General features: G+C 59.4%; 28 protein-coding genes and 3 tRNA genes. 7 read left to right on the top strand and 24 right to left on the bottom strand.

The annotated features are described in order from the left end of the window. The first annotated feature begins 52 nt into the window (after window positions 1-52). The 6 genes from uvrY (at window position 53) to WBR25_RS12730 (ending at window position 3,926) form a co-directional block, all read left to right on the top strand. Entirely contained in the window at window positions 53-697 is a 645-nt protein-coding gene (uvrY, locus tag WBR25_RS12755; RefSeq protein WP_005337448.1) for a UvrY/SirA/GacA family response regulator transcription factor, read from the top strand. A gap of 127 nt (window positions 698-824) precedes the next feature. After that, on the top strand, window positions 825-2,678 hold the full coding sequence (gene uvrC, locus WBR25_RS12750) for an excinuclease ABC subunit UvrC (protein ID WP_139741431.1): 1,854 nt from the start codon (window positions 825-827) through the stop codon (window positions 2,676-2,678). A gap of 199 nt (window positions 2,679-2,877) precedes the next feature. After that, a complete protein-coding gene (gene pgsA / locus WBR25_RS12745) occupies window positions 2,878-3,432 on the top strand; it encodes a CDP-diacylglycerol--glycerol-3-phosphate 3-phosphatidyltransferase (RefSeq protein WP_429106777.1) in 555 nt (184 codons plus the stop codon). Between the two features lie 181 nt (window positions 3,433-3,613). Continuing rightward, window positions 3,614-3,689: transfer RNA gene (locus WBR25_RS12740), tRNA-Gly, on the top strand. A gap of 35 nt (window positions 3,690-3,724) precedes the next feature. Continuing rightward, window positions 3,725-3,798 (top strand) — tRNA-Cys (locus WBR25_RS12735). A 41-nt stretch (window positions 3,799-3,839) separates the two neighbouring features. Beyond that, window positions 3,840-3,926, top strand: a tRNA-Leu gene (locus WBR25_RS12730). Between the two features lie 83 nt (window positions 3,927-4,009). On the opposite strand, the gene WBR25_RS12725 is transcribed toward WBR25_RS12730, so the two are convergent. The 15 genes from WBR25_RS12725 to WBR25_RS12655 all read right to left on the bottom strand — a co-directional run bounded on the left by WBR25_RS12725 (window position 4,010) and on the right by WBR25_RS12655 (window position 15,499). Next, window positions 4,010-5,170, bottom strand: coding sequence for a phage late control D family protein (locus WBR25_RS12725; protein ID WP_479748150.1), 1,161 nt, complete (start codon window positions 5,168-5,170; stop codon window positions 4,010-4,012). Continuing rightward, window positions 5,170-5,661: a phage tail protein gene (locus WBR25_RS12720; RefSeq protein ID WP_108541149.1), complete on the bottom strand. Its 492-nt coding sequence runs from the start codon at window positions 5,659-5,661 to the stop codon at window positions 5,170-5,172. The genes WBR25_RS12725 and WBR25_RS12720 overlap by 1 nt, the downstream gene beginning before the upstream one ends. A gap of 12 nt (window positions 5,662-5,673) precedes the next feature. Further along, on the bottom strand, window positions 5,674-8,109 hold the full coding sequence (locus WBR25_RS12715) for a phage tail tape measure protein (RefSeq protein ID WP_479748148.1): 2,436 nt from the start codon (window positions 8,107-8,109) through the stop codon (window positions 5,674-5,676). Further along, window positions 8,106-8,237, bottom strand: a complete 132-nt coding sequence (locus tag WBR25_RS12710) for a GpE family phage tail protein (RefSeq protein ID WP_019445431.1) — start codon at window positions 8,235-8,237, stop codon at window positions 8,106-8,108. The genes WBR25_RS12715 and WBR25_RS12710 overlap by 4 nt, the downstream gene beginning before the upstream one ends. Before the next feature lie 8 nt (window positions 8,238-8,245). Further along, window positions 8,246-8,530 (bottom strand): phage tail assembly protein, encoded by a 285-nt coding sequence (locus tag WBR25_RS12705; protein ID WP_013723889.1) that lies wholly within the window; start codon window positions 8,528-8,530, stop codon window positions 8,246-8,248. Between the two features lie 94 nt (window positions 8,531-8,624). Further along, the gene (locus tag WBR25_RS12700) at window positions 8,625-9,143 is read right to left on the bottom strand and encodes a phage major tail tube protein (RefSeq protein ID WP_479748147.1); all 519 of its coding nucleotides are present in this window, start codon (window positions 9,141-9,143) and stop codon (window positions 8,625-8,627) included. A 9-nt stretch (window positions 9,144-9,152) separates the two neighbouring features. Beyond that, on the bottom strand, window positions 9,153-10,331 hold the full coding sequence (locus tag WBR25_RS12695) for a phage tail sheath protein (RefSeq protein ID WP_479748145.1): 1,179 nt from the start codon (window positions 10,329-10,331) through the stop codon (window positions 9,153-9,155). A gap of 206 nt (window positions 10,332-10,537) precedes the next feature. After that, window positions 10,538-10,945: a tail fiber assembly protein gene (locus WBR25_RS12690; protein WP_129503777.1), complete on the bottom strand. Its 408-nt coding sequence runs from the start codon at window positions 10,943-10,945 to the stop codon at window positions 10,538-10,540. An 8-nt stretch (window positions 10,946-10,953) separates the two neighbouring features. Then, a complete protein-coding gene (locus tag WBR25_RS12685; RefSeq protein WP_479748143.1) occupies window positions 10,954-11,886 on the bottom strand; it encodes a gp53-like domain-containing protein in 933 nt (310 codons plus the stop codon). 1 nt (window position 11,887) lies between these two features. Next, the gene (locus WBR25_RS12680) at window positions 11,888-12,376 is read right to left on the bottom strand and encodes a phage tail protein I (protein ID WP_479749909.1); all 489 of its coding nucleotides are present in this window, start codon (window positions 12,374-12,376) and stop codon (window positions 11,888-11,890) included. 23 nt (window positions 12,377-12,399) lie between these two features. Next, window positions 12,400-13,302 carry a hypothetical protein gene (locus WBR25_RS12675; protein ID WP_479748142.1) on the bottom strand — a complete coding sequence of 301 codons (903 nt, stop codon included), beginning with the start codon at window positions 13,300-13,302 and terminating at the stop codon, window positions 12,400-12,402. Beyond that, complete coding sequence (locus WBR25_RS12670) at window positions 13,302-13,703, bottom strand: hypothetical protein (RefSeq protein WP_013723883.1); 402 nt, start codon at window positions 13,701-13,703, stop codon at window positions 13,302-13,304. Before WBR25_RS12670 ends, WBR25_RS12675 begins: the two co-directional genes overlap by 1 nt. Window positions 13,704-13,713: 10 nt before the next feature. Continuing rightward, window positions 13,714-14,595 (bottom strand): baseplate assembly protein, encoded by an 882-nt coding sequence (locus WBR25_RS12665; protein WP_479748141.1) that lies wholly within the window; start codon window positions 14,593-14,595, stop codon window positions 13,714-13,716. Next, complete coding sequence (locus WBR25_RS12660) at window positions 14,592-14,951, bottom strand: GPW/gp25 family protein (protein WP_479748139.1); 360 nt, start codon at window positions 14,949-14,951, stop codon at window positions 14,592-14,594. The genes WBR25_RS12665 and WBR25_RS12660 overlap by 4 nt, the downstream gene beginning before the upstream one ends. After that, a complete protein-coding gene (locus tag WBR25_RS12655; protein ID WP_479748137.1) occupies window positions 14,948-15,499 on the bottom strand; it encodes a phage baseplate assembly protein V in 552 nt (183 codons plus the stop codon). The genes WBR25_RS12660 and WBR25_RS12655 overlap by 4 nt, the downstream gene beginning before the upstream one ends. Before the next feature lie 172 nt (window positions 15,500-15,671). Between WBR25_RS12655 and WBR25_RS12650 the strand changes: the two genes are divergently transcribed. Continuing rightward, the gene (locus WBR25_RS12650) at window positions 15,672-16,340 is read left to right on the top strand and encodes a DUF4145 domain-containing protein (RefSeq protein WP_479748136.1); all 669 of its coding nucleotides are present in this window, start codon (window positions 15,672-15,674) and stop codon (window positions 16,338-16,340) included. A 97-nt stretch (window positions 16,341-16,437) separates the two neighbouring features. Here WBR25_RS12650 and WBR25_RS12645 read toward each other — a convergent pair whose 3' ends face one another. The 9 genes from WBR25_RS12645 to WBR25_RS12605 form a co-directional block, all read right to left on the bottom strand. After that, the gene (locus WBR25_RS12645) at window positions 16,438-17,349 is read right to left on the bottom strand and encodes a hypothetical protein (protein ID WP_479748134.1); all 912 of its coding nucleotides are present in this window, start codon (window positions 17,347-17,349) and stop codon (window positions 16,438-16,440) included. A 63-nt stretch (window positions 17,350-17,412) separates the two neighbouring features. Continuing rightward, a complete protein-coding gene (locus tag WBR25_RS12640; protein ID WP_479748132.1) occupies window positions 17,413-17,865 on the bottom strand; it encodes a phage virion morphogenesis protein in 453 nt (150 codons plus the stop codon). Then, window positions 17,847-18,317, bottom strand: a complete 471-nt coding sequence (locus WBR25_RS12635) for a phage tail protein (RefSeq protein WP_479748130.1) — start codon at window positions 18,315-18,317, stop codon at window positions 17,847-17,849. The genes WBR25_RS12640 and WBR25_RS12635 overlap by 19 nt, the downstream gene beginning before the upstream one ends. Then, on the bottom strand, window positions 18,292-18,534 hold the full coding sequence (gene lysC, locus WBR25_RS12630; RefSeq protein WP_232297631.1) for an Rz1-like lysis system protein LysC: 243 nt from the start codon (window positions 18,532-18,534) through the stop codon (window positions 18,292-18,294). Before lysC ends, WBR25_RS12635 begins: the two co-directional genes overlap by 26 nt. Next, on the bottom strand, window positions 18,425-18,898 hold the full coding sequence (lysB, locus tag WBR25_RS12625) for an Rz-like lysis system protein LysB (RefSeq protein WP_479748128.1): 474 nt from the start codon (window positions 18,896-18,898) through the stop codon (window positions 18,425-18,427). Before lysB ends, lysC begins: the two co-directional genes overlap by 110 nt. Further along, window positions 18,888-19,709 (bottom strand): N-acetylmuramidase domain-containing protein, encoded by an 822-nt coding sequence (locus tag WBR25_RS12620; protein ID WP_479748126.1) that lies wholly within the window; start codon window positions 19,707-19,709, stop codon window positions 18,888-18,890. The genes lysB and WBR25_RS12620 overlap by 11 nt, the downstream gene beginning before the upstream one ends. Beyond that, window positions 19,706-20,047 carry a phage holin family protein gene (locus tag WBR25_RS12615; RefSeq protein ID WP_479748124.1) on the bottom strand — a complete coding sequence of 114 codons (342 nt, stop codon included), beginning with the start codon at window positions 20,045-20,047 and terminating at the stop codon, window positions 19,706-19,708. Before WBR25_RS12615 ends, WBR25_RS12620 begins: the two co-directional genes overlap by 4 nt. Next, window positions 20,044-20,415: a putative holin gene (locus WBR25_RS12610; RefSeq protein WP_019445414.1), complete on the bottom strand. Its 372-nt coding sequence runs from the start codon at window positions 20,413-20,415 to the stop codon at window positions 20,044-20,046. Before WBR25_RS12610 ends, WBR25_RS12615 begins: the two co-directional genes overlap by 4 nt. A 9-nt stretch (window positions 20,416-20,424) precedes the next feature. Beyond that, complete coding sequence (locus WBR25_RS12605; RefSeq protein ID WP_019445413.1) at window positions 20,425-20,655, bottom strand: TraR/DksA C4-type zinc finger protein; 231 nt, start codon at window positions 20,653-20,655, stop codon at window positions 20,425-20,427. Window positions 20,656-20,664 lie beyond the last annotated feature (9 nt).

The following is a 20,664-nucleotide window of genomic DNA, read 5'->3' as shown; positions in this document are numbered from 1 at the left end:
GCCCTGTTAACCCTAACCGGGCGGCTAAAACGAGATAAAACGGGGTGTTTGGGTGATAAATGTATTCCTGGTCGATGATCATGAGCTGGTGCGTACAGGGATAAGACGCATTCTTGAAGATGTGCGAGGGATCAAGGTGGTGGGCGAAGCACAGAGCGGCGAGACTGCAGTCACTTTCTGTCGCCAACACCATCCGGACGTGATCCTGATGGACATGAACATGCCGGGTATTGGTGGTCTGGAAGCGACCCGCAAAATTCTGCGGATCCGTCCCGATGTGCGCATCATAGTGCTGACCATTCATTCAGAAAATCCGTTCCCCACCAAGGTGATGCAGGCAGGCGCCGCCGGTTACCTGACCAAGGGGGCTGCCCCTGACGAGATGATCCAGGCGATCCGGCTGGTGCACTCCGGTCAGCGCTACATCTCCCCGGAGATTGCCCAGCAGATGGCCCTCAGCCAGTTTGCCTCCGCTGACGAGAATCCCTTCAAGTCCCTTTCCGAGCGCGAGCTGCAGATCATGATGATGATCACCAAGGGGCAGAAGGTGACCGATATCTCCGAGCAGCTCAACCTGAGCCCGAAGACGGTCAACAGCTACCGCTATCGGCTGTTTAGCAAGCTGGGGATCAACGGTGACGTGGAACTGACCCATCTGGCCATTCGCTATGGCATGCTGGATGCCGATACCCTCTAATCGGGTGGCGTGTGGTCACAAAGGCGGCGAGTGCCGCCTTTTTGCTTTTCTGCCCCTTTGCTTTTCGGGCGGCGAGGGCAGTATGCTCTGCCCGTCAATTTTTGCCTTTGTGTGAGCCGAGTAGCTGATGACCCTCTCTCCCGAACCTCTCTTCGACAGCAAGGCGTTTCTGAGCGCCGTCACCCATCAGAGTGGCGTCTACCGCATGTATGACAGCGGTGGCACCGTGATCTACGTGGGCAAGGCCAAGGATCTGAAAAAGCGGCTCGCCTCCTACTTTCGCACCAACGTCGACAGCATCAAGACTCGCACCCTGGTGCGCCAGATCGCCGATATCCAGGTCACCGTCACCCACACCGAGACTGAGGCGCTGATCCTCGAGCACAATCTCATCAAGCAGTACCAGCCCCGTTATAACGTGCTGCTGCGGGACGACAAATCCTACCCCTGGATCATCATCACTGCGCACCAGCATCCACGCATCGGCGTCCATCGCGGTGCCCGCAAGGTGAAGGGGGAGTACTTCGGCCCGTACCCCTCTGGTGGCGCGGTGCGCGAGAGTTTGCACCTGATGCAGAAAATATTTCCGGTACGCCAGTGCGAGGATGCGGTCTATGCCAACCGCACCCGTCCCTGCCTGCTCTACCAGCTCAAGCGTTGCGCTGGCCCTTGTGTTCCTGGACTGGTGAGCGAAGCCGAATATGCCCAGCAGGTGGAGCTGGCCAAGCTGTTTCTGGCGGGCAAGAACCAGCAGGTGATTGGCGAGCTGGTGGGCAAGATGGAGTCCGCCAGCGGCGATCTGCGCTTTGAAGAGGCAGCCCGCTATCGGGATCAGATCCTGGCGCTGCGCCGGGTTACCGAACAGCAGTCGGTGAGCGGCAACGTGCTGGACGAGCTGGATGTGGTGGGGGTCGCCTTCCAGCAAGGTGCGGCCTGCATCCACGTGCTCTTTATCCGTCAGGGCAAGGTGCTCGGCTCGCGCAGCTACTTCCCGAAAGTGCCGGCTGACACCCCGCTTGACGAGGTGGTGCAATCCTTCCTGCTGCAGTTCTATCTGTCGGGGCAGGGGGGACGGCAAATCCCGAGCGAGGTGCTGCTCGACGTGGCGTTGGAGGACGAGAGCGTCATCGCCGAGACCCTGAGCCAGACCGCCGGTTACAAGGTGCGGGTGGTGAGCCGAACTCGCGCCGAACGGGCCCGCTTTATCAAGCTCGCCTCTATCAACGCCGAGACGGCGCTGCGCTCGCGGCTGGCTCACAAGAGCACCATCACCGCCCGCTACGACCAGCTGGAAGAGCTGCTGGAGCTGGAGCGCCCCATCGCCCGCATGGAGTGTTTCGATATCTCCCACACCATGGGGGAGCGCACCGTGGCCTCTTGCGTGGTGTTCAACCGGGAGGGGCCGCTCTCATCGGAATATCGTCGTTTCAATATCGACGGTATCACTGGCGGTGATGACTACGCGGCGATGGAGCAAGCGCTGGAGCGCCGCTTTGGCAAGCAGCAGGAGCCGGACAAGGTGCCGGACGTGCTGTTTATTGACGGTGGCCTCGGTCAGTTGCGCCGCGCCGAAGAGATCCTGGCCCGTCAGCTGGAGTTTCTCGGCGGTAAATATCCGCTGCTGGTGGGGATTGCCAAGGGGGTCACCCGCAAGGCGGGGTTGGAAACTCTCATCATGGGGGAGAGCCACGAAGAGCTGCATTTGCCGGCAGATATGCCCGCTTTGCACCTTATTCAGCATATTCGCGATGAATCTCACCGTTTTGCCATTACTGGCCACCGTGCCAGACGGGCCAAGGCCCGCACCAGCAGCACGCTGGAGGATATTCCGGGGGTGGGGCCAAAGCGGCGGCAGGCGCTGCTCAAATATCTGGGCGGCCTGCAGGAGGTCAAAAAGGCGAGCGTGGATGAACTGGCCAAGGTACCCGGCATCAGTCAGGAGCTGGCCCAGACCATCCACGATGGCTTGCACAGCGCCTGAGCAGGGTTAGCGGCATGGCAAAATCGCTAACTCCTTGATGCACAAGAGCCGTGACGCGGGGGGGCCGTAAATGCCATAATGGCCCTCGCATTTTGAGAAGATTGATGGATTAAAAAGACCAAGACGGGCGCCAGTGCGGTTGCATCGCAAATCGGCTTTGGCGCACTATGTAGCGACGTACAAGAAGTGGCTGAAAATAATGACAAACATACCTAACCTGTTGACGTTTTTCCGGATTTTGCTCATTCCCGTCTTCGTCATCCTGTTCTATCTGCCTTATCAATGGTCCTATCTGGCTGCCGCCATTGTCTTTATTCTGGCCGCTGCCACCGACTGGTTTGATGGCTATCTGGCTCGCAAGCTCAATCAGTCCACCGCCTTTGGTGCCTTCCTTGACCCGGTTGCCGACAAGATCATGGTCGCCGCCGCACTGGTGGTTATCGTCGAACACTACAACACCATCTGGGTGACCATCCCCGCCATGACCATGATTGGCCGCGAGATCATCATCTCCGCCCTGCGTGAGTGGATGGCCGAGCTCGGCAAACGCTCCTCGGTGGCGGTCAGCTGGATTGGCAAGTGGAAGACCATGATCCAGATGGTGTCACTCACCGGTCTTATCTGGCAATACAACGTCTGGATGGTGTGGCTCGCCTATGTGATGCTCTATGTCGCTACCGTGCTCACCTTCTGGTCGATGTTCCAGTACATGAAGGCCGCCTGGGGCGATTTGACCCACCACGCCAACATGTGAGTCACTTGCGCCGCAAGGTGAGGTTTCCGCTGATTTGAGACAGGAAATGAGCAAAGGCGCTAAAACTGTTCAAAAAGGGCAAAAAATGCCCGAACGATCAGGTAATTAAATATTTCTGGTTGACTGGACGAGGAACATCGCTAGAATGCGTCCTCGTAGTCAGGCAGTCAGCCAGACCAGTGCGGGAATAGCTCAGTTGGTAGAGCACGACCTTGCCAAGGTCGGGGTCGCGAGTTCGAGTCTCGTTTCCCGCTCCAAATTCAGACAATAGAGAGCAAGCTCTCTTTTGCATGGCGCGTTAGCAAAGCGGTTATGCAGCGGATTGCAAATCCGTTTAGTCCGGTTCGACTCCGGAACGTGCCTCCATATTGACAAGCCCGCCACGCGAGCTTGATACCGATTGCGGTGCCCGAGTGGTGAAATCGGTAGACACAAGGGATTTAAAATCCCTCGACGTTCGCGTCGTGCCGGTTCGATTCCGGCCTCGGGCACCATTAAAATCAAAGAGTTACGAAAGGCCACTAGAAATAGTGGCCTTTTTCTTTTTCTTCAGTGTCCACATTTGATCCACACAGATTTATTCCGGCAGCTCTGCCAGTTTCACTTCGAGTTGCAAGCGGTTGGTGTAGCCCTGGTCGGTGAGGTCGTGAACGACCTGGGTGAGTAGCCATTCGGCCTCGTCGATTTGCGGTTTGAATCCCCTCACCGTGGTGGGTTGCTCCGGGTAGAGCTCTGGTCGGCCTTTGGCCAGGGTGATCTGAAACTCTGCCACGCCGCGCTGCAGCTTTTCCCACTCAGCCCGGGCGGCCCGCATGGCGTTGCTCTGGCTGGCGTAAACGTGGCGCAGCTCCTTGACGTTCTCACTGTCACCAACCAGCAGCTCGTTTTCCTTCTTGTTGACCACCACTCCAGGCGGTAATGGCCGTTCCTCTTTCGGTTTGGTCTTCCGTTTGCGCTTCACCTCTATTTTCTTCTTCTCGGCGGCCTTGTTGTCTTGCCAGTAGGCGATGACACCGGTGTAGGCGTCGCGGTCTGCCACCGAGAACTGGTGCTGATCGCCGTCCTGGCGGGTGATGGTGACAGCCGGCAGTGGCTTACCGCTGGCGGTGGTGCCGTTGCCCGCCTTGATGAACATCAGGCGGCCAGATTTGACGGTGGCGATGGCATCTTGCTCGGTGGCCAAGCGGGTGAGAAAGGCCAGATCGCTCTCGTTGGTCTGGTCGATGTGGTCGATCACCATCCCCTTGAAGGCGTCGCCAACGCTCGGTGTCAGGCCATAGCGGGCGGCCAGCTGCTCAACGATGGCGCCGATGGTCTCGAAGTGCCAGCTGCGCTCGCGTAGTTTGTTCATGCCCCCGCGCAGGTCTGCCGACTTGCCCCTGATGGTGAGCACATCCGGCGCGCCGCCATGCTCCACCTCGTCAATTTTGAAGGTGCCTTTATCGACCAGGGGGCCGCCTTGCCAGCCAATGCTGGCTTGAAGGGTGGCCCCACGGCGCGGCATGGCCAGTTTGCCGTCGCTGTCATCGAGGGCGATCTCGATGGTATCGGCCGAAAAGCCACGGTTATCGGTGATGGTCATGTGCATCAAGCGTGGGCGCAGGGTGCCCGAGACATCGCGGCCATCGACCAGTACCTGATAGGCGGGCGCCGGATGCTGCTGGCTCAGGGCATCCAGCTGGCTGGTGATACCAAGGTTTTCAGCCAGGCGGGTACCGAACAGGTCGAATGCTCCCATCAGAGCAGCCCCCCGAGTTTGCCGCCTACGGTGTTCAGCAGCTTGCCAACACCCAATCGACCGAGCAGGTTGCCCGCGGTGCGCCCGAGCAAGGTATTGCCGAGGGAGCTGTCGTTGTCGTCGACCCGCTTGAGCTTGATGCTGAACTCGATTTTTCTGGCGCTGCCATCCTGGAAGAACTCGCTGCGGGTGGTGCTGATCCCCTCTATCACGAACGAGCCGCGCATCACGCCATCCCCCTGGATCAGGGGGAAGGCTTGGCCGCTGTCGCCCATGCTATTGAGCATGTCGAGGGATACGGGCCCGCCGGTGAGCTCTGGATAGAGCACCCCGCTTAAGTGACTGAGCTCGTCATCTGGCCCGAGGTACTGATATGAGGGGCGGGCGCCGACCCGGTTATTGCCCGGGTGGCGCCATGATTTTTCGTCTTGTTGAGATTGCGGGGCCACGGTCGAGCGCATAAACACGAACCAGCCCAAGGTCATCATCATGGTGGTTGCTCCTTAGTTGCGGTCGGTCAGGGAGGCGCGGCCACTGGCAGCCGCCTGCCGTTCGCGTCGGTCCAGTTCGCGGCGCACCTCTTGCGCCACATCGGTGGCGGATTGTCCCGGCTGCTGGGTGATACTGATCGGGGCGTGGATCTGGGTGGTGCTGTTGCCTCTGGCTACAGGCCGCACCGGGGTGACGATACGCGGGCCGTAACCCGACCCGCCCGCCATGGCAGGGGTGTTGTAGTTACCGGTGAGGTATCCGGACGGATTGACGTTGGTGGTGACCGAGCCGCCCCCCTTCATCCAGTCCGGCAGCAGGTCGGTGAGGGCTTTGATCTTGTTCTTCAAGCTCTCCCACTTGGCACTGATGCCGCCAATCAGGCCGTCGATGATGGCCTTACCCTTGTTGGCGGCGCCCGCAGGCAGGGTATCGAAGAAGGCCCAGATCTCGTTCCAGTGCATGATCAGCATGCCGATGGGGGTCCATGAGAAGAGCTCTTTCAGGAGTTCCCAGAAGGCGAGAGCAGGGGCCTTGCACTGGGCCCATAGGTCGCTGAACCACTTGGTGACCCCATCCCAATTTTTGTAGAGCAGGTAGGCCCCGGCCGCGATTGCCACAATCCCCATGATGAACCAGCCGATCGGGGTGGTGAGCATGGCAATCCCGAGCCTGACCATGCCCATGGTCAGCGCCTTGATGAAGGTCAGCAGTGGGCCGCCATAAACCAGCAGGGTTGAAAGCCCCATCTTGATGGCGGCTAGTGGCCCCAGCAGACCAGCCACAATCAGCAGCAGCGACCCGCCAGCGGCAGCCGTTACGGCGGTGACCGCCGCGATACGGGTCAGGGTCGAGGTCAGCTCTGGGTTGGCCCGCATCCAGTCACCAGTTACCTGGATGATCTCGGTGACGCGCTGGATAATGCCACGCAGTGGGCCGTTCTCGGTCTCCATCATCTGGATCCCTACGTCATCCCAGGCGGAGGTGAGGTTGTCCAGGTCGCCGATGGCGTTATCGGCCATCACCTTGGCGACCTTGCCCGCTTCCCCCTGGGTTTGCTTCAAGGTGGCGATCAGCTCCTGCAGCTTGCCGGAACCGGCCTGCTCGGTCAGCACGGTCAGGGCGGCGAATGCCTCTTCGCCGGCGATGGCCTTGAAGTAGCCCGAGCGGGTGGCGTCCCCCATCTTGCTGGTTTTCTTGTAGAGCTCGTCCAGGATATCTGGCAGCGAGCGCAGGTTGCCCGCCGCATCGGCGGTCTTGACGTTGAGGGCGGCCAGCGCATCATTCGCGGCCTTGGGCGGGGAGGCCAAACGGCCGAGAATGGCACGGATGGCTGTCCCGCCCATGCTGCCCTGAATCCCTGCATCCCCCAGCTTGCCCGCCATGGCGGAGGCAGTTTCAAGGTCAACCCCGAGCCCTGCGGCTACCGGCCCCACGTATTTCATGGTTTCGCCCAGCATCTGCAAGTCGACGTTGGCGCGGGTGAAGGTGCCGACCATCACATCCCCCAAGCGGGTCATCTGGTTGGCCGGCAGCTTGAAGCCGGTCAGGATGTTGGACCCGATGTCAGCGGCAGCGGCAATCTCGACGCCGCCCGCCTTGGCGATATCGAGCACCCCGGGCATGGCGTCACGGATTGCCTTGGGGGTGAAACCGGCCATGGCCAGAAAGCCCTGACCCTGCGCCGCTTCGCCCGCCGTGAAGGCGGTATTGGCGCCGAGCTCCCGTGCCTGAGCCCGCAGGGCGGCCAGTTCGCGGCTCTCTTTGCTCAACCGGGTGATCGCCTGCACCTTGGACATATCGACATCAAAGCCCATCGCCTTGCCCGCGATATTGGTGCCCTTGTAGATGGCGGCGGCCCCGGTGGCCATGCCCGCAGCGCCATAGCCCGCCAGAGTGCCGCGCATAGACATGGTTTTGTCGTAGTTGATTTTGATCTGGTTGAGGCGCTTTTGCTGGTCGGCCAGCTGGCCCAGCTTGGCCCGCTGCTGGTCGAGCTGGCTGTTGGCTGCGGCCAGATCGCTCTTGAGCTGGCGCTGGTGTTGGCCCAGCTGTTTGGTGTTGATGCCTGCCTCGCTCATGGCCCGTTTCAGGCTGCCATGACGGGCGACCATTTCCCGCTCTTGCTGGGAGAGGTCGCGCACTTTCTGCTTGGCTTGCTCCATGGCGCGGGACATGGCCTTGGTCGGTTGCTCCACCTTGGCAAACTGCTGGGCCATCTGTTGGGCGTCGCGCTGGGCTTGGGTCAGCTGGGCGCGGGTTGCACCGATTTGCTGGCCGAGGGTGCGATAGCCATCAATCTGGCCGCTCTGGGCTTCCAGCTCCTTGATGCGCTTCTTCGTGTCGACCAGGTCTTTGGCGGTGATGCGGCTCTGGCCGCTGGCTGCTTTGAGGGGAGCGGTGAGCTTGTCGATCCCGTTAAGCAGGATTTGAAGTTTGAGAGGGTTCATTGTTGTTCTGCCCCGTTGATGCGGTTGTGAGTCTCAACGAGGCGTTGGTGCCAGCCCATCAGCTCGCTGATCTCCATGGCTGCCATTTCGGATGGCGGCCAGTGGGCGATGATGGCCAGATCGGCCATCACCTCGTCTACGCAATGAGGTAGGCCATTCTCTTCGGTACCAAAAAAGCGCTTACCTCGCTGCCCAGTTGCATCAGGTCAGCCGGATCCATGTTGCCGATCTCGGCTTCGGTCAACATAGGGGTGGTGATGCGGGGCAGCAGTTTGGTGAGGGCGTTGACGTCCATCTGCACCACATCGGTCATATTAAGGCCGCGCATTTCGCCCGCCTTGGGTTTGCGCAGCTGGATCTCGGTGATGGTGGTGTCGCCGCGCTGGATGGCTTGGTCGAGGGTAACGGTTTTGTTTTCCATGGTGTCGGTTCCTGGTGATGTGGTGAGGGCGGCACTTATTGGTTGGATAAGGACCTTGGTTGGATAAGGACCGCCCATTGGATGAGATAAGGGGTTAGAGGCCGAGGGCTTTGCGGTGCTGGGCCATGCGGTCGACGCCATCGGGGCCGATCTCAATCATGTTGATGAGGTCGATTTCATGGATTACCTGACCGTTGATGGTCTCCTTGTAGTAGGTGTTGACCATGCCGACCTTGGCCTGGGAGTTGTCACCGGCCTTGAGGGTGCCGCGGTCGAGCTCTTTGAAGCGGCCACGGCAGATGATCTCGACGGGTACCACCTCGGCGGTGTCGTCGCCCTGTACCGAGCCGGCAAAGCGCACCATGGTGCCGTCGGCCTTGGGTTCCCCCATGCAGCGCAGCAGGGGCTCGCCATAGCCGCCGAAGGTGAACGAGACATCGAGGGCGCTGTCATCGAATCCCATGTCGATGTTGACGGCGCCGCCCATGCCGCCGCCGCGATAGGCTTCAAACTTGCGGGTCAATTTGGCCGGGGTGAAATCTTCCGCTTCACCCACCCAGTTCTCGCCGTTGAGAAAGACGTTCAGGCGTTTGAGTTTGCGTGGCAGTGCCATGGGGGCTCCTTATGCTGCGGCCGCGACGCGGGCGCCGAAGTCGATCAGGTAGTGGTCGGTGATGCGCTGGATGAAACCGAGGTCTTCGAGCGGCGGCACCGGGGTGTAGTTGTAATCAATGCGCAGTTTGCCCGCCTTGAGGGTGTCCTTGTCGTTGAGCTCCTCGTTGTACCAGCAGTCAAACCCGAGCAAATATCCGCCGTTCACCAGCTCGCGGCCCTTGGCCTTGATCCCTTCGACGATGTCTTTGACCAGGGAAGGGTGCAGCGGCTTGTCGTTGGCCCACATGTGCGCCTCTGCCATGGTGTCTGCCAGGATCTGGGCGGTGCGGGTGTAGTTCTCGAAGGCGAACAGGGGATCATCGGAGCAAGTGCGGTTGCCCCAGTAGCGAAAGCCGTCAGAGCGGATCAGGGCGGTGACCTCGTTGGCGTTGAGCAGGCCGACCTCGGTGTCGGGGTCTTGCAGATCCCAGAACAGGTTTTTGGTCATGCCATCGACCCCGGTCACGCCGACGTTCGACAGGGTCTTGTGCCAGCCAATCTCTTTGTCGATGAGCGCCCGCATGGCGGCGGCCTTGAGGCAGGCATCGAGCTTGATGCTGGCATTGGCGGCAACGTCCCACGTCGTCCAGTCGGCATGCACCAGCATCAGCTCACGGCTGGAGAAGTTTTCACGGTAGGCCAGCGCGGCTTCGACGGTCTCGGCGATGGTCGGTACATAAGCAAAGGCGCGCAGTTTCTTGGCCATGCCCGCCAGCGCAGTGGACACCGGCAGGGTGCAGTTGTCCGGCACGCAGAGGATGCGCGGCTTGACGCCGGTGGCCGGGGTGGCCCGCTCCAGCGCCTTGAGGCCGGTATAGCTGCCATCGGGCTTGATGGTGCCGATGATGTTGCTGGTCAGCGCTGCCGCATCCGCGCCTTTGGCCACACGCACGGCGATAACGATGGTGTTGACGGTGTCATAGATGGTTTGCAGCGAGCGTTTCAGGTTCCCCTCGCTGCCCGCTTTGGCGATGGCCGCCGGCAGGTTGGCGATCAGCACAGGCTTGTCGAGGGGGAAGTAGGTGGCGTCGGCGTCTTCGCTGGTGCAGACCATGCCGATCACCGCCGTGGCGACGGTGCGGATGGTGCGGGCACCATCGGTCGCTTCGACGACGCGCACGCCGTGGTGGAATTGGTCCAGTGCCATAGGTTCTCCTGTTGTCCTGACGGAGCATTCTTTGCGTAGGTAATGCAGGTGATGTGAACAGGGTCAGGATGCAGGGGCAGGGGATCGCAGGCGAGCGGCGGCCAGTGTATCTGGCGTGGATACACTGGAGAGGCGGTGACAATAGGGGGATGGGCGGCAGTAACGAAACACCCCGCATAAGGCGGGGTGAGTGATGAGATGAGGGGTTAGCCTGGTTTGACTGGCCAAGTGATATGGCTTGGCCAACCCGGTTGCTGCTGGACTCTACTTATCTCCACACTGTATTGCCTAAATTCACTCAGTTTTGTGGCTTCCGATGCTGTTAACTGCTGGATTGACTCAAGGTAAAGCAATGGAGCCATCTGGTCAGAAGCATACCGTAACTCATCCGTTTGCATTTTGATTTGCATATCGATTAGGTCTGCAGTGGTCAATGATGGTTGGGCGCAAATAATAGGGAGCCCATTATCATCTGGTACTATACGCAATCCCTTGGCCAACGCGTTTTCAATATCAGCAACCTGTTGATCGTTTAATGTCACCAAGTCATTTGGCAGGTCTTGATAGTTGACCCCTTGGCGATAGATACCATTTGTGGACGCGGCATATTTCATAAAAGACCTCAGTATCCGATAGTAAAGTAATAGGCGCCGTCCGAAACTGGGGCACCAGCTATATTTCTGACTATGCCAATAAACCCTGTTCTACTAGCCCCTTGTGCCGCCCAGATGTTGCCGTTTGATTCATTTGCTGTAGTGTCACCGATAGTGACGTTTACACAGGCAGTTGGAAAAGCGACCGGGAATGTGACAATCGCTTTCCCAGCGGTTTCAGTTGTCAGAATGCCCCACTGAAATATCAGTCCACCTAGCCATGTTGGCAGGATAATGTAACCAGTCGGCCCAAGGCTGATGGTGAAGCCACCCAGTAGTTTTTTGGGGGTAATGGCTACATCATCAGCGGTTCCAGCGTTAGTCTGCGCCTGGGTGGCTACCTTCATCATGCCAAGCACGGTTTCTGATGCCTGTTTAACCCATGCAAACAATTTCTTGGCGGTAACGAATTTAGTGTCGTCACTGCCGGTATTCACTTCTGCCTGGGTGGCTACTGGCGCGATGCCTCTCGTTGCCTCAGTGGCATATTGCGTTGATGAAACCGCATCGGTGATGCCATAGCCCGCCAGGGTGGTGGGGTTGCTGCCGGCGGTGATGTTGCCCTTGGCATCGACGGTGACCGAGCGATAGGTGCCCGCCACCACTCCTGAGTTTTTATAGGTGGCGGTGATGGTGATGTTGCCGCTGCCATCAAATGCCGCCTGACCGGTCACATCACCAACCAGGGCGATATTGCGGGCGGTGCTGAGCTTGTTGGCCTTGCCCGCCGCCGTGTTGCCCCCTTCGATATCATCGACGTGTTTTTTCAGGTAGGCGGTACGGTTGGCCAGCGCTTGCGCCTGCTTGTTGGAGATGCCGCCCGGGCCGCCCAGCACCGGATCACCGGTTTCGAGTTGGTAGATGCCAGCCTCCCAGCTGACGACCTCTTGTAAATTCGCCATATCACGAGGCTCCGTGGTTGTAGTTACCGTTGTAGGTTGCGGCGCCGTTGTAGGTAACGGGCGCCCGGGTGTAATCGAGTGCAGAGAGGTGGCAGCGGGCCGGGGCCATCTCTGCCAACAGGCGCTTGATGCGGTTGGCCTGTTCGGTGGTGACCGGGCGGGTCAGAATGACCCGATAGACTGCCCAGCGTGTCGGGTCGCCGTGGGGTTCGTTGCCGTTGTAGCTGAGGGTGCCGTCATAGCGGCGGCCGGTGGCGCGCTCGATGATGGTGCTGTCACCAAAGCCCAGCACGTTCAGTGCTTCCTTGATGGCCCATGGGGTTCCCTTGCGCTGATGCAACCTGAACGAGGCTTTGATCAGCGCCCGCTGCTGGTCTTCCGATTCCGCCAGTTCCCACCAGTCCACCGAGCGTGCCCATGCCAGCCAGGGCAGCAACGGCGCCGGGCAGGTGTCGGCAAAGCGGGTGGAGGTAATGACTTCTGGTGTCAGGTTGCAGGCCAGCGCGGCGGCGGTCAGGTGCTCCAGACGGGTTGCAGAGGGGGCAACAGATCCCGGGTTGCCGGGGTTGCCAGTGGCAGGCGATGCACCTTGTGCGACCCCATGCCACCGGCATAGACCCCTTGGGTCGCCAAGCGAGCAATGGTGGTGAACGGGCCTACCAATGGTGGCGCTAGTCCATCGTGTGCCAGGGCGATGGTCAGGGCTGGCTGGGTTGCTGCTGGCATAGCTGGCGCCATCGGGTAGATGATCTGGGCGTACTTGGCGATCGGTGTGCCCATGGCGCCGGTAAAGGCGGTTGCCGCCTGCGCCAGTTTGGTTTTCAGCAATAGCGCACCTTGCTGACCGTCAGCCAGATCACCGATGGTCTGTCGCACCTTGGCCTTGTGGCTGCCGATGACGCCGAGATCGAGCCCTGCCGGAGCCAGCCGTCGCTGAATGGTCGGCGCCTCAATGGCATCCGGGGGTAATCCGCCGGTACCGAGCCGGGTTCTGACTCCCGCCATACCGACCATTCCCGCATCAAGCCCGACAAGGGTTATCTGTGTCGACATGTCAGCCGCCCCCATGGCGAGCAGATCGCCCATTGTTGCAACTGTGGCCCGGATGGTCGTTACCGGAGCGCCCTGTGCGCCATCGCTGATAGCGATGGCCTTGGCGCGGCTGGTCAGCTTGTTGGCCTCGGCTGCAAACTGGCTGATCCCAGTTGGCTTGGCGCGCTGAATGAGTGATGCCATCCCGACTTGGCCCGCTTCTATCCCTGCCACTGTCAGGCCAACTCTGACCCCGGCAATGGCTTTTGGCGCTGGATCATCCGGGCCTTGCACTGTGCCCCGATAGAGAGCTGCCCCGTCATGTGACAGGGTGCCGTCGTGATAGGTGAGTGACCCGCGCCAGACGGGATAGAGGGTTGCCATCAGAGCTTGAAGATCTTATTGGGGCCGTTATCCCAAGCGATGATGATGTCGCCGCCGTTGGTGCTGACCGGCAGGCCCGCCGCCGTATCGAACAGGGCGATCAGCGGACTGGTCGCGGCGTTGCCGGTGTCTTTGTAGATGGCGCAGTAGTTAACGTTGGCGGTTGGCACGGCGGTGAAGGTGACATCGGCCGCATCGAGCACGCCAGCAGCCACGGTTTTGCTGGTGAGGGTCTGCGGGGTACCGACCACATGGGCCGAGATCCCGCTGTAAAACTCGTCGCTGGCAAGGGTCGGTGAATAGGTGCTTTTGAGCAGGGCACACTTGAGGGTGTCGGCGCTGGCATTGATGGCGCCGGTGAGAAACTTTTCGCGGCCTTTGTCATAGAGGGCGTTTGCCATGGTGGTGTCCTTAGTCGAGGTGGAGGGTGGTGAGTTTGGCGGCCTGCTGCTCGCTGCAGGTGACATCGGTCAGCGGCGCGCGCAGGGTAACGCTGTCGATCCCCGGCTGGTGCAGGGCGGCATAGATGGCGGAAAGCGGGACTGTGGTCCCGACCCGGTAGTAAGCGGCGGCCGTTTTGGCCATGGCATCTTTTGCGGCGGCAATGGCCTGCGCTTTACCTAGGCCGATGGCGTTGAGGGTGGCATCGATGGCATAGAGTTTGAGCTGGGCCGGTTCGACCGCCACCAGATCGCAGAGCGGGCGAACGTCTTCGGCAGATAGGGCCTGCTCGACCAGATTGAGGGTGTCGGCACTCGGCTGGCCTGCCGGTGAGAGGATGGTCACTCTGACGGTACCCGGGGTGGGACTATCGACGGCGACATCGGCCACCTCGGCACTGGCCGAGAGGGCGTGAAACTTGTAGGCATTGATCGGGCCCGCCGTGGCCATGCCCTCATAAGCCATTTGGCAGCGCATACGCAGGCGGTCATCAGATTCATACACCGGCTCGATGGGCGGGGTGGCGTTGGGGTCACCCGGGGTGACCAGCAGGCGTTCGAGTTCGTACTCACCGGCCACATGGTCAAGGGTGGACCCACTGGCAAAGGCGAGCAGGGTTTGCTTGGCGGCATCGTTGATGCGGGCCCGCAGGATCATTTCGTTGTAGGCGTTCTCCTGCAGCAGCTTGTTGAGCGGTTCTGATTCAAGTTCCAGCGTGGCAGCGATGGCCGCCTGCTGGTCTGCCGGGTAGTAGCTGATCAGGGTGGCTTTGCGCTTGGCCAGGATGGCCTCAAAGTCGAGGGTTTCCTCGACTTCCGGTGGCGGGAGCTGGGTCAGGTCTACATTGCTCACTGGGCGGCTCCTGTAGGAATGGGGATGGTTGCAGACTCCAGCACGCCGCCATCTTTGCGCTGCCAGGTGAGCTCGATGGTGAGGGCACCATCCATGCCGCCGACCAGCACATCGACGCGGGTGATGGTGATGCGCGGTTCCCAGTTGATAAGGGCCTGCACCGTGGCGGCCATCAGGCGCAGGCGGGTGGCCTGATGCTGGGGCATGTCGATGAGGTAAAAGAGCTCGCTACCGTAGTCACGGCGCATCACCCGCGAGCCCACCGGGGTGATCAGGATGTCGCGCACCGACTGAATGATGTGGTCGGTGGCGCTGATGGCGCGGCCATTGGCAGCATTCATGCCGAGCCAGTTCATACCGGGCCCCCTGATTGGCCATCGCCCGGCTGCACGTTTTTGTGGCCGTGCTCTGTCACCTCGATGTCGCCCACCTTGGCGGTGTCACAGGTGAGGCGCTTGGCCTGCAGTTGGTTGGTGCAGATGGTCTTGGGGGTATCGAGAGTCACGCTGACACTGGCGACGATAGTGGCCTGTTTGATGCCGGTGGCGTTGAGTGCACCGGTTGTTGGGTTGTATTCGATGACGGCGCCGTCGCTGTATTCAGTGCGATCGAGATCCGGGTTGTCATCTTCGGCCAACGGCTCGGGGAAGCTGTCAGCATTGAGGCGGCCGACGATATAGGCATTGCGTAGATCGCCGCTGACGGAGAGCAGGATCACCTGCTCGCCCAGGCTCAGGCGGTGGCGGGTACGGTTAGCTCCGGCCCGTTCTGTGGTATAGGGCCGCCAGTTGGTGATGATGTCGCCAGTTTTGACGCGACATTCCCCGGATCGCACGGCAGTGATGGTGCCGATGCGGATCAGGTTGTCGATCAGGCGTTTGAGTTCGGTTGGGGTCGGTTGCATGGGGCCATTGTTTTGGGCAATGGCGGGGATGGCGAGGAATTGTAAGTGTGTCTACGGTAGATACACTAGCGGTAACATCGGCTATAAAATTGGGATGGGTAGCATAGTTTTTCTTAATGAAATCACATATTATTTGCTGTTGTAAAATAGGCACATGACGATAGGAAGAGCAATGGCTGAAATGATTGGTGATTGTCCGAGATGTTATTTAAAGCACACGACGCTATCTATTTTGGCTATGAATCAAAATGGTAGAAGTGAAAAGTCAGAGTTGTTTTGTGTATGCAGGAACTGTGCTAGGTCGGTTATATTTGAAGCGTCGGTAAATCCGTATGTTAACGAAGTTATTCATGGCCGAGGCTCTGGCAATGTGACTGCATATTTGTCAGAAATTTCAGTTGTCTGTATTAAGCCCGAAGAGGTTTTTATATCACCTGAGTTTGTTCCAGAAGAAATTGAAACAAACTTCAACGAAGGGGCTCAATGTTATTCAATTGGTTGTTATAACGCAGCGGCAACTATGTTTAGGTTATGTTTGGATAAAGCGACAAAGTCATTTCTTCCTGCAGACCTAACAACACCTCCAGCTAAAATAAGACGAAGTCTCGGTTTAAGAATGGAATGGCTATTCGCTAATCAGCATTTACCTACTGGGTTGGAGGATTTGGCTGAATGTATTAAAGATGATGGTAATGATGGTGCTCACGATGGAATTCTCTCAAAGGCGGATGTTGACGATTTGATTGATTTTACGATTGCTTTATTGGAAAGGCTTTATACTGAGCCCAAAAAACTTGAATTAGCAAAGCAAAGACGCATAGACAGAAGACTACAACAATAAAAATAAGGCCCTGATGGGCCTTATTTTTTTACCACCTATAGCCCTTGGCTCTCGGTGCAGATGGGGAACAGCTTGGGCTAAACGTTGCGGTGGTGATTTATGTCTTTTTTTGCATAATGTCAATGCAAGGTGTCGAGCTTGATAAAGTCGGCGTACCAGCCCACTCAGCCCACCGCACTGTCGGGACCTTATCCAATTTGCCTAACGGGGAGCAACTTGCTTTTTCGTCGCTGGTTGGGGGGATCGTCACGCTATCAATCTGGTCATGACGCAGGTATATGGTGCCATCTTTCTCTGTCCAGAAGGCACAATAGGTTGCGTTGCAGACGATACGAACGGCAGAGATACCTTCCGGATGCTTGGCGTAGATGAGATGTTCAGCAAAATCTTGAGGCCCCTGTTTCATTTTTTCAACTTGTTGATTGGCTGACTCTTCACCATCACGATAGCTGACGGATGCCAATCCAAAGACAATTGCACAGGTCATAAACACGTAGAGGAAGCGAAAATACCAAGTGAAAATCACATCAAATATATCTTCAAGCCATTTTGACTCATGCGGTTCGATAGAGTATTTAAACGCCACCTTATAGAATCGAATCATTGGTTCACTGCTACCTATGCGAATGCCGTAGGCACGTACCCGCTCAGTGATCCCTTTTATCAGTCTGAACGTCAAGGCAATTAAGGCACCCAGCACCATGCATGCGAGAACGATTGCTAGCGGATAGAAGATAAGTGGTAGCGTATTACTGACCAGGCTAAATACCCCCATCAGCAAGTTTTGCTCTGTAGATAGTGGGAACTCACCGCTATCTACGTGAAACACACTTAAGTACCCCATATGCCGCGCCATACCGAACAGGTAGATACAAGCGGTCAGGAGTGGCAACAGAGCCAAGGCAATTTGCACCAATAGAAGAGTGTGTTCAGGGGATTTGGCTGTCTTTGTTTTTTTCTGTTTGACTTGTTGGCGGAGCAGCTGCCGAAGTTCAGAACGCTGATTCATCCTTGCCTCATACGATAGAGTTTGCGTCATATCGTATTGGTTACAGCTTCGCTCGACAACCTTCTATTTGGTCAAATGGGCCAGCAGCAGTTCTTCCAACCTTTCCACTTCCTGATTGGTGATGCCCAGCAGTTCCCGCGCCGGATAGCTGATCTCGCGGCCCTTGATACGGTCTTTGAGGCCGTATTGGTGAATGGTGGCGAGGCGATTGGCCGAGCCGACAAACTCGACCACGGCCTGATGCTCGGTGCTGGTCGCCTTGAGCCAGCGGGGGCTGACCAGATGCTGAAACATCTTGCGGCGGGTGGCACCTCGTTTTTTTGCCAGCTTCTTGAGCGGCTTGCGCGGGGTCATCGGGCTGCCATCCGGCTGGATGTTGGCCCTGATCCGTTTGCTCTGACTGGCGCGCAGGTTTCGGGCCAGTTCCCCCATCAGTTGCCGGCGGGCGGCCGGTGTCATGCCGGCCAGCAAAGCATCGGCCCAGCTGATCAGCCGGTTCAGGTCGTCGGTGGCCATGGCTGCGGTTCCCCGTTGATAAAGAGCTCCCAGGTGATGCCGTCATAAGGGGCTTCCGGTGGCTCTGGCAGATGTTCCCAGCCTATCCCCTGTTCGTTCTGCCATACCTTGACCCGCTCGGTCAGCTTGACGGTGATGATGAGATCCATCAGGTCGTTGGCGAGGTATTCTGCCTCGAAGGTGATGCCATCCTTGCGCAACTCGTCGTTGGTCATCAGCTCGGGCTGGTGTTGGCGCAGCCAGGCCAGCAGCGGCACCATGATCTGATCCGGGTGGCCGGCAAAGTCTTCAATACCGATGGTGAGGGGGTATTGCCACTCGAACGAGAGGGAGCGGGCGCCGGTGCTTTCGATATTGCCCGGGGCGATAAAGATGTGCAGCTTGTCCGGGTTGGTCTTGAGGTGCGGCACGCAGCGGGTCAGCACCTCACGGATCTGTTTTGGCTTTTCCATCTTCACTCCCTTGTTGTCGTGTCTGGCAGGTGATGAGGCTATCGACCTTGGCGGCGCAACTGGCCCAGGCGGCCTCGGTCTGGCTCAGCTGGTCGAGCAAGTCGCCGTTATTGAGTGGCGCCGCCGGTGGCAGCTGGCAGGGGCTCGGGGCCGGACAGGTGAGCCTGATAATCTGCGGCGCCGGTGAGGGCGGGGCGCTGGAGCAGCCTGATAACAGGGTCAGGCAGAGGGCGATCAGCCCAAGCGCTGAGTTCGGCATTTTCACGTTTAAGCCTCTTGATGGTGTCGGCGCGGGTGGCGGCGGCCTGCGTCAGCTGGTCGAGCTGGCCCTGCAGCTGCTGCGCCGCTTGTGCCTGGGTGGTCAGTTCCCGGGTGAGGGTGGCGATGGCGGTCTCTTTAAGCTGCTCGCGCCGCTCGGCCTCTTTGGTTTTCTCATTGGCTGCCTTGAGACTGGTTTGCAGGGTGGTGACGTCCCCTTTGGCCTTGGCCGCCGAGCGGGCTGACCAGCCCCAGCCACCAAGGGCGAGAGCCACCGCCAACAGTAACCAGCTGAGGGGCGAGCCCAGCAGCTCACGCCACATTGGCCACCTCCTGCACCTGATAGACCTTGGTAAAGTGCGCAAACCACTTGGCCAGCTTGATGTCGTAGTCGTTCTCCTTAAACGCCGGGCCGTTGTAGCGGCGGGCGAAATCCGCCCACTTTCGACCCTGCAGTGCTTTGTGCATGGCGGGGTCTTGCTGGATAAAGCGGCACAGGGCGGTGAGGTGTTCGACCTCGCTGCGCTGCATGGCGTTCTGCCAGTCGCTGGCGGAGGCAAAGCCCAGTGGCTGCCAGTGGTAGCCCATGATCTGGAACATGCCCCAGCTGGCCGACTCAATGGCGGCATCCTTATTCAGGCTGATGGCCAGTTGCAGCCGCTCCCACTCGGCTGCGCCGCCTGCATAGCCGCCGCGCTTGGGGTTGACCAGGTTGGGGTAATGGGCGGCCAACTGGTCGGCGGCCGCCTTGCCCAGATGTTTGGTGAGCTGCTTGTAGAACACATGCCGCTCGAACAGCACCACCGGGCGCATGGCTTGGGTGAAGCCTTCACCGATGCTCTCGACCTGGGCAACGGTGGCCATGGTGGCCAGCGGTACCGCCAGCAGATCGGCGCCGGCCTGCATGTGGTTGATGGTCAGCTGGTTGCCGCGCTCACTGCCGAGCAGTGCGGTCAGGGTGCGCGGGCCCGCCTGACCGATGGCGGCAATCATGTAATCCCGCTGGAAGGCGATCAGCGCCTGCTCGGTTGCCTCACCAAACCAGCCATCGACAGCCACCGGATAACCGGCGGCGGTGAGGCGGCGTTGCAGGTCGGCCACGGCGGTGCCGGTATCCCCTTTTTTCAGGCTCATGGCTGGTACCTCCGGTAAATATCCCGGGCATGGTCGGTGCTGGACGGTTTGCCCCGGGGCAGCAGGTGGTGCACCGAGCCGCGGGTGTTGAGCACGGCGCACAGCAGGAAGAGGGCGAGCCCGAAGGCGGCCGGATCTGGCACCGGAATGCCACCGAACAGAAAGCGCAGCGGAATGGAGCCTGACAGCACGCAGAGCAGCCACGCCATCCAGGCGGGCAGGGCGCGATACTCGCCACCTTTGCGGTCAAACAGCATGACCCGCAGGAAGATGGCGGCGCAGACCAGGGCGTAAAGGGCGGTGTAGATAAACACACCGGTCGGAGTGGTCGGGATCATGGTTGCCCCCTTTTGTTAAACAAGGCTTCAAGTAGCCGATCCTGATTGCGCATGATGAGCTGCAGCAGGCGCACCATCATGGCGGAGGCGATCAGCGAGCCGATCGCATTGCTGACCTGGACGCTGTCGGGCAGCAGTACCTCCAGCAGTTGGCAGGTAAAGCCGGCCAGCAGCAGGCCGCTGATAAACGAGGCGACAAACAGGGCAATCCGGCGCAGACGCCCCTGCTCTTCGGCGGCCGAGATAAACAGCACCGCGCCGGTGAGTGCGCCGAGCACGACGGAGGGATCCACCCCTGGCAGGGTGAACAGCAAGGCCAGACCGGTGAGGGTGCTGGTTGCGGCGCTGGAGGAAATCGGTTCTGGCATCGTGCTCTCCTATCGTTTGCTGCCGCAGTGGCGGGCGAGTTGGAATTCGTGGATGGTCTGGCAGTCGGCGCAGCGCTCGCAGCCCCGGATCGCCTCGCGGCGCTCTTGCGGGATCGGGTCGTCGCAGTCGATGCAGTAGTGGGGGCCAGTGCCCGCAATGCGGGCGGCATGGATGCGGGCAGCCAGTTGTTGCTCGCTGATGTTGGCCAGTCGTTCGAGTTCGTCGTCGAGGCGGCTCATGTCGGTGTT

This window comes from Aeromonas sp. MTB (assembly GCF_056632455.1).
The sequence above is the reverse complement of the archived record's forward strand: the minus strand, read 5'-3'. Positions and strand labels throughout refer to the sequence as shown.

Bases quoted from the DNA above. Each gene is read 5' to 3' on its own strand.
- WBR25_RS12685 (WP_479748143.1), bottom strand. From the start codon at position 11,886: ATGGCGAATTTACAAGAGGTCGTCAGCTGGGAGGCTGGCATCTACCAA.
- WBR25_RS12705 (WP_013723889.1), bottom strand. From the start codon at position 8,530: ATGGAAAACAAAACCGTTACCCTCGACCAAGCCATCCAGCGCGGCGAC.
- WBR25_RS12690 (WP_129503777.1), bottom strand. From the start codon at position 10,945: ATGAAATATGCCGCGTCCACAAATGGTATCTATCGCCAAGGGGTCAAC.
- WBR25_RS12695 (WP_479748145.1), bottom strand. From the start codon at position 10,331: ATGGCACTGGACCAATTCCACCACGGCGTGCGCGTCGTCGAAGCGACC.
- WBR25_RS12640 (WP_479748132.1), bottom strand. From the start codon at position 17,865: ATGGCCACCGACGACCTGAACCGGCTGATCAGCTGGGCCGATGCTTTG.
- WBR25_RS12710 (WP_019445431.1), bottom strand. From the start codon at position 8,237: ATGGCCGATCTGGCCATCATCGCCCACTGGCCGCCATCCGAAATGGCA.
- WBR25_RS12715 (WP_479748148.1), bottom strand. From the start codon at position 8,109: ATGAACCCTCTCAAACTTCAAATCCTGCTTAACGGGATCGACAAGCTC.
- WBR25_RS12660 (WP_479748139.1), bottom strand. From the start codon at position 14,951: ATGAACTGGCTCGGCATGAATGCTGCCAATGGCCGCGCCATCAGCGCC.
- pgsA (WP_429106777.1), top strand. From the start codon at position 2,878: ATGACAAACATACCTAACCTGTTGACGTTTTTCCGGATTTTGCTCATT.
- WBR25_RS12700 (WP_479748147.1), bottom strand. From the start codon at position 9,143: ATGGCACTGCCACGCAAACTCAAACGCCTGAACGTCTTTCTCAACGGC.
- WBR25_RS12650 (WP_479748136.1), top strand. From the start codon at position 15,672: ATGGCTGAAATGATTGGTGATTGTCCGAGATGTTATTTAAAGCACACG.
- WBR25_RS12655 (WP_479748137.1), bottom strand. From the start codon at position 15,499: ATGCAACCGACCCCAACCGAACTCAAACGCCTGATCGACAACCTGATC.
- WBR25_RS12620 (WP_479748126.1), bottom strand. From the start codon at position 19,709: ATGAGCCTGAAAAAAGGGGATACCGGCACCGCCGTGGCCGACCTGCAA.
- lysB (WP_479748128.1), bottom strand. From the start codon at position 18,898: ATGTGGCGTGAGCTGCTGGGCTCGCCCCTCAGCTGGTTACTGTTGGCG.
- WBR25_RS12605 (WP_019445413.1), bottom strand. From the start codon at position 20,655: ATGAGCCGCCTCGACGACGAACTCGAACGACTGGCCAACATCAGCGAG.
- WBR25_RS12635 (WP_479748130.1), bottom strand. From the start codon at position 18,317: ATGGAAAAGCCAAAACAGATCCGTGAGGTGCTGACCCGCTGCGTGCCG.
- WBR25_RS12670 (WP_013723883.1), bottom strand. From the start codon at position 13,703: ATGGCAAACGCCCTCTATGACAAAGGCCGCGAAAAGTTTCTCACCGGC.
- WBR25_RS12675 (WP_479748142.1), bottom strand. From the start codon at position 13,302: ATGGCAACCCTCTATCCCGTCTGGCGCGGGTCACTCACCTATCACGAC.
- WBR25_RS12615 (WP_479748124.1), bottom strand. From the start codon at position 20,047: ATGATCCCGACCACTCCGACCGGTGTGTTTATCTACACCGCCCTTTAC.
- WBR25_RS12720 (WP_108541149.1), bottom strand. From the start codon at position 5,661: ATGATGATGACCTTGGGCTGGTTCGTGTTTATGCGCTCGACCGTGGCC.
- WBR25_RS12610 (WP_019445414.1), bottom strand. From the start codon at position 20,415: ATGCCAGAACCGATTTCCTCCAGCGCCGCAACCAGCACCCTCACCGGT.
- WBR25_RS12645 (WP_479748134.1), bottom strand. From the start codon at position 17,349: ATGAATCAGCGTTCTGAACTTCGGCAGCTGCTCCGCCAACAAGTCAAA.
- WBR25_RS12725 (WP_479748150.1), bottom strand. From the start codon at position 5,170: ATGGGAGCATTCGACCTGTTCGGTACCCGCCTGGCTGAAAACCTTGGT.
- uvrC (WP_139741431.1), top strand. From the start codon at position 825: ATGACCCTCTCTCCCGAACCTCTCTTCGACAGCAAGGCGTTTCTGAGC.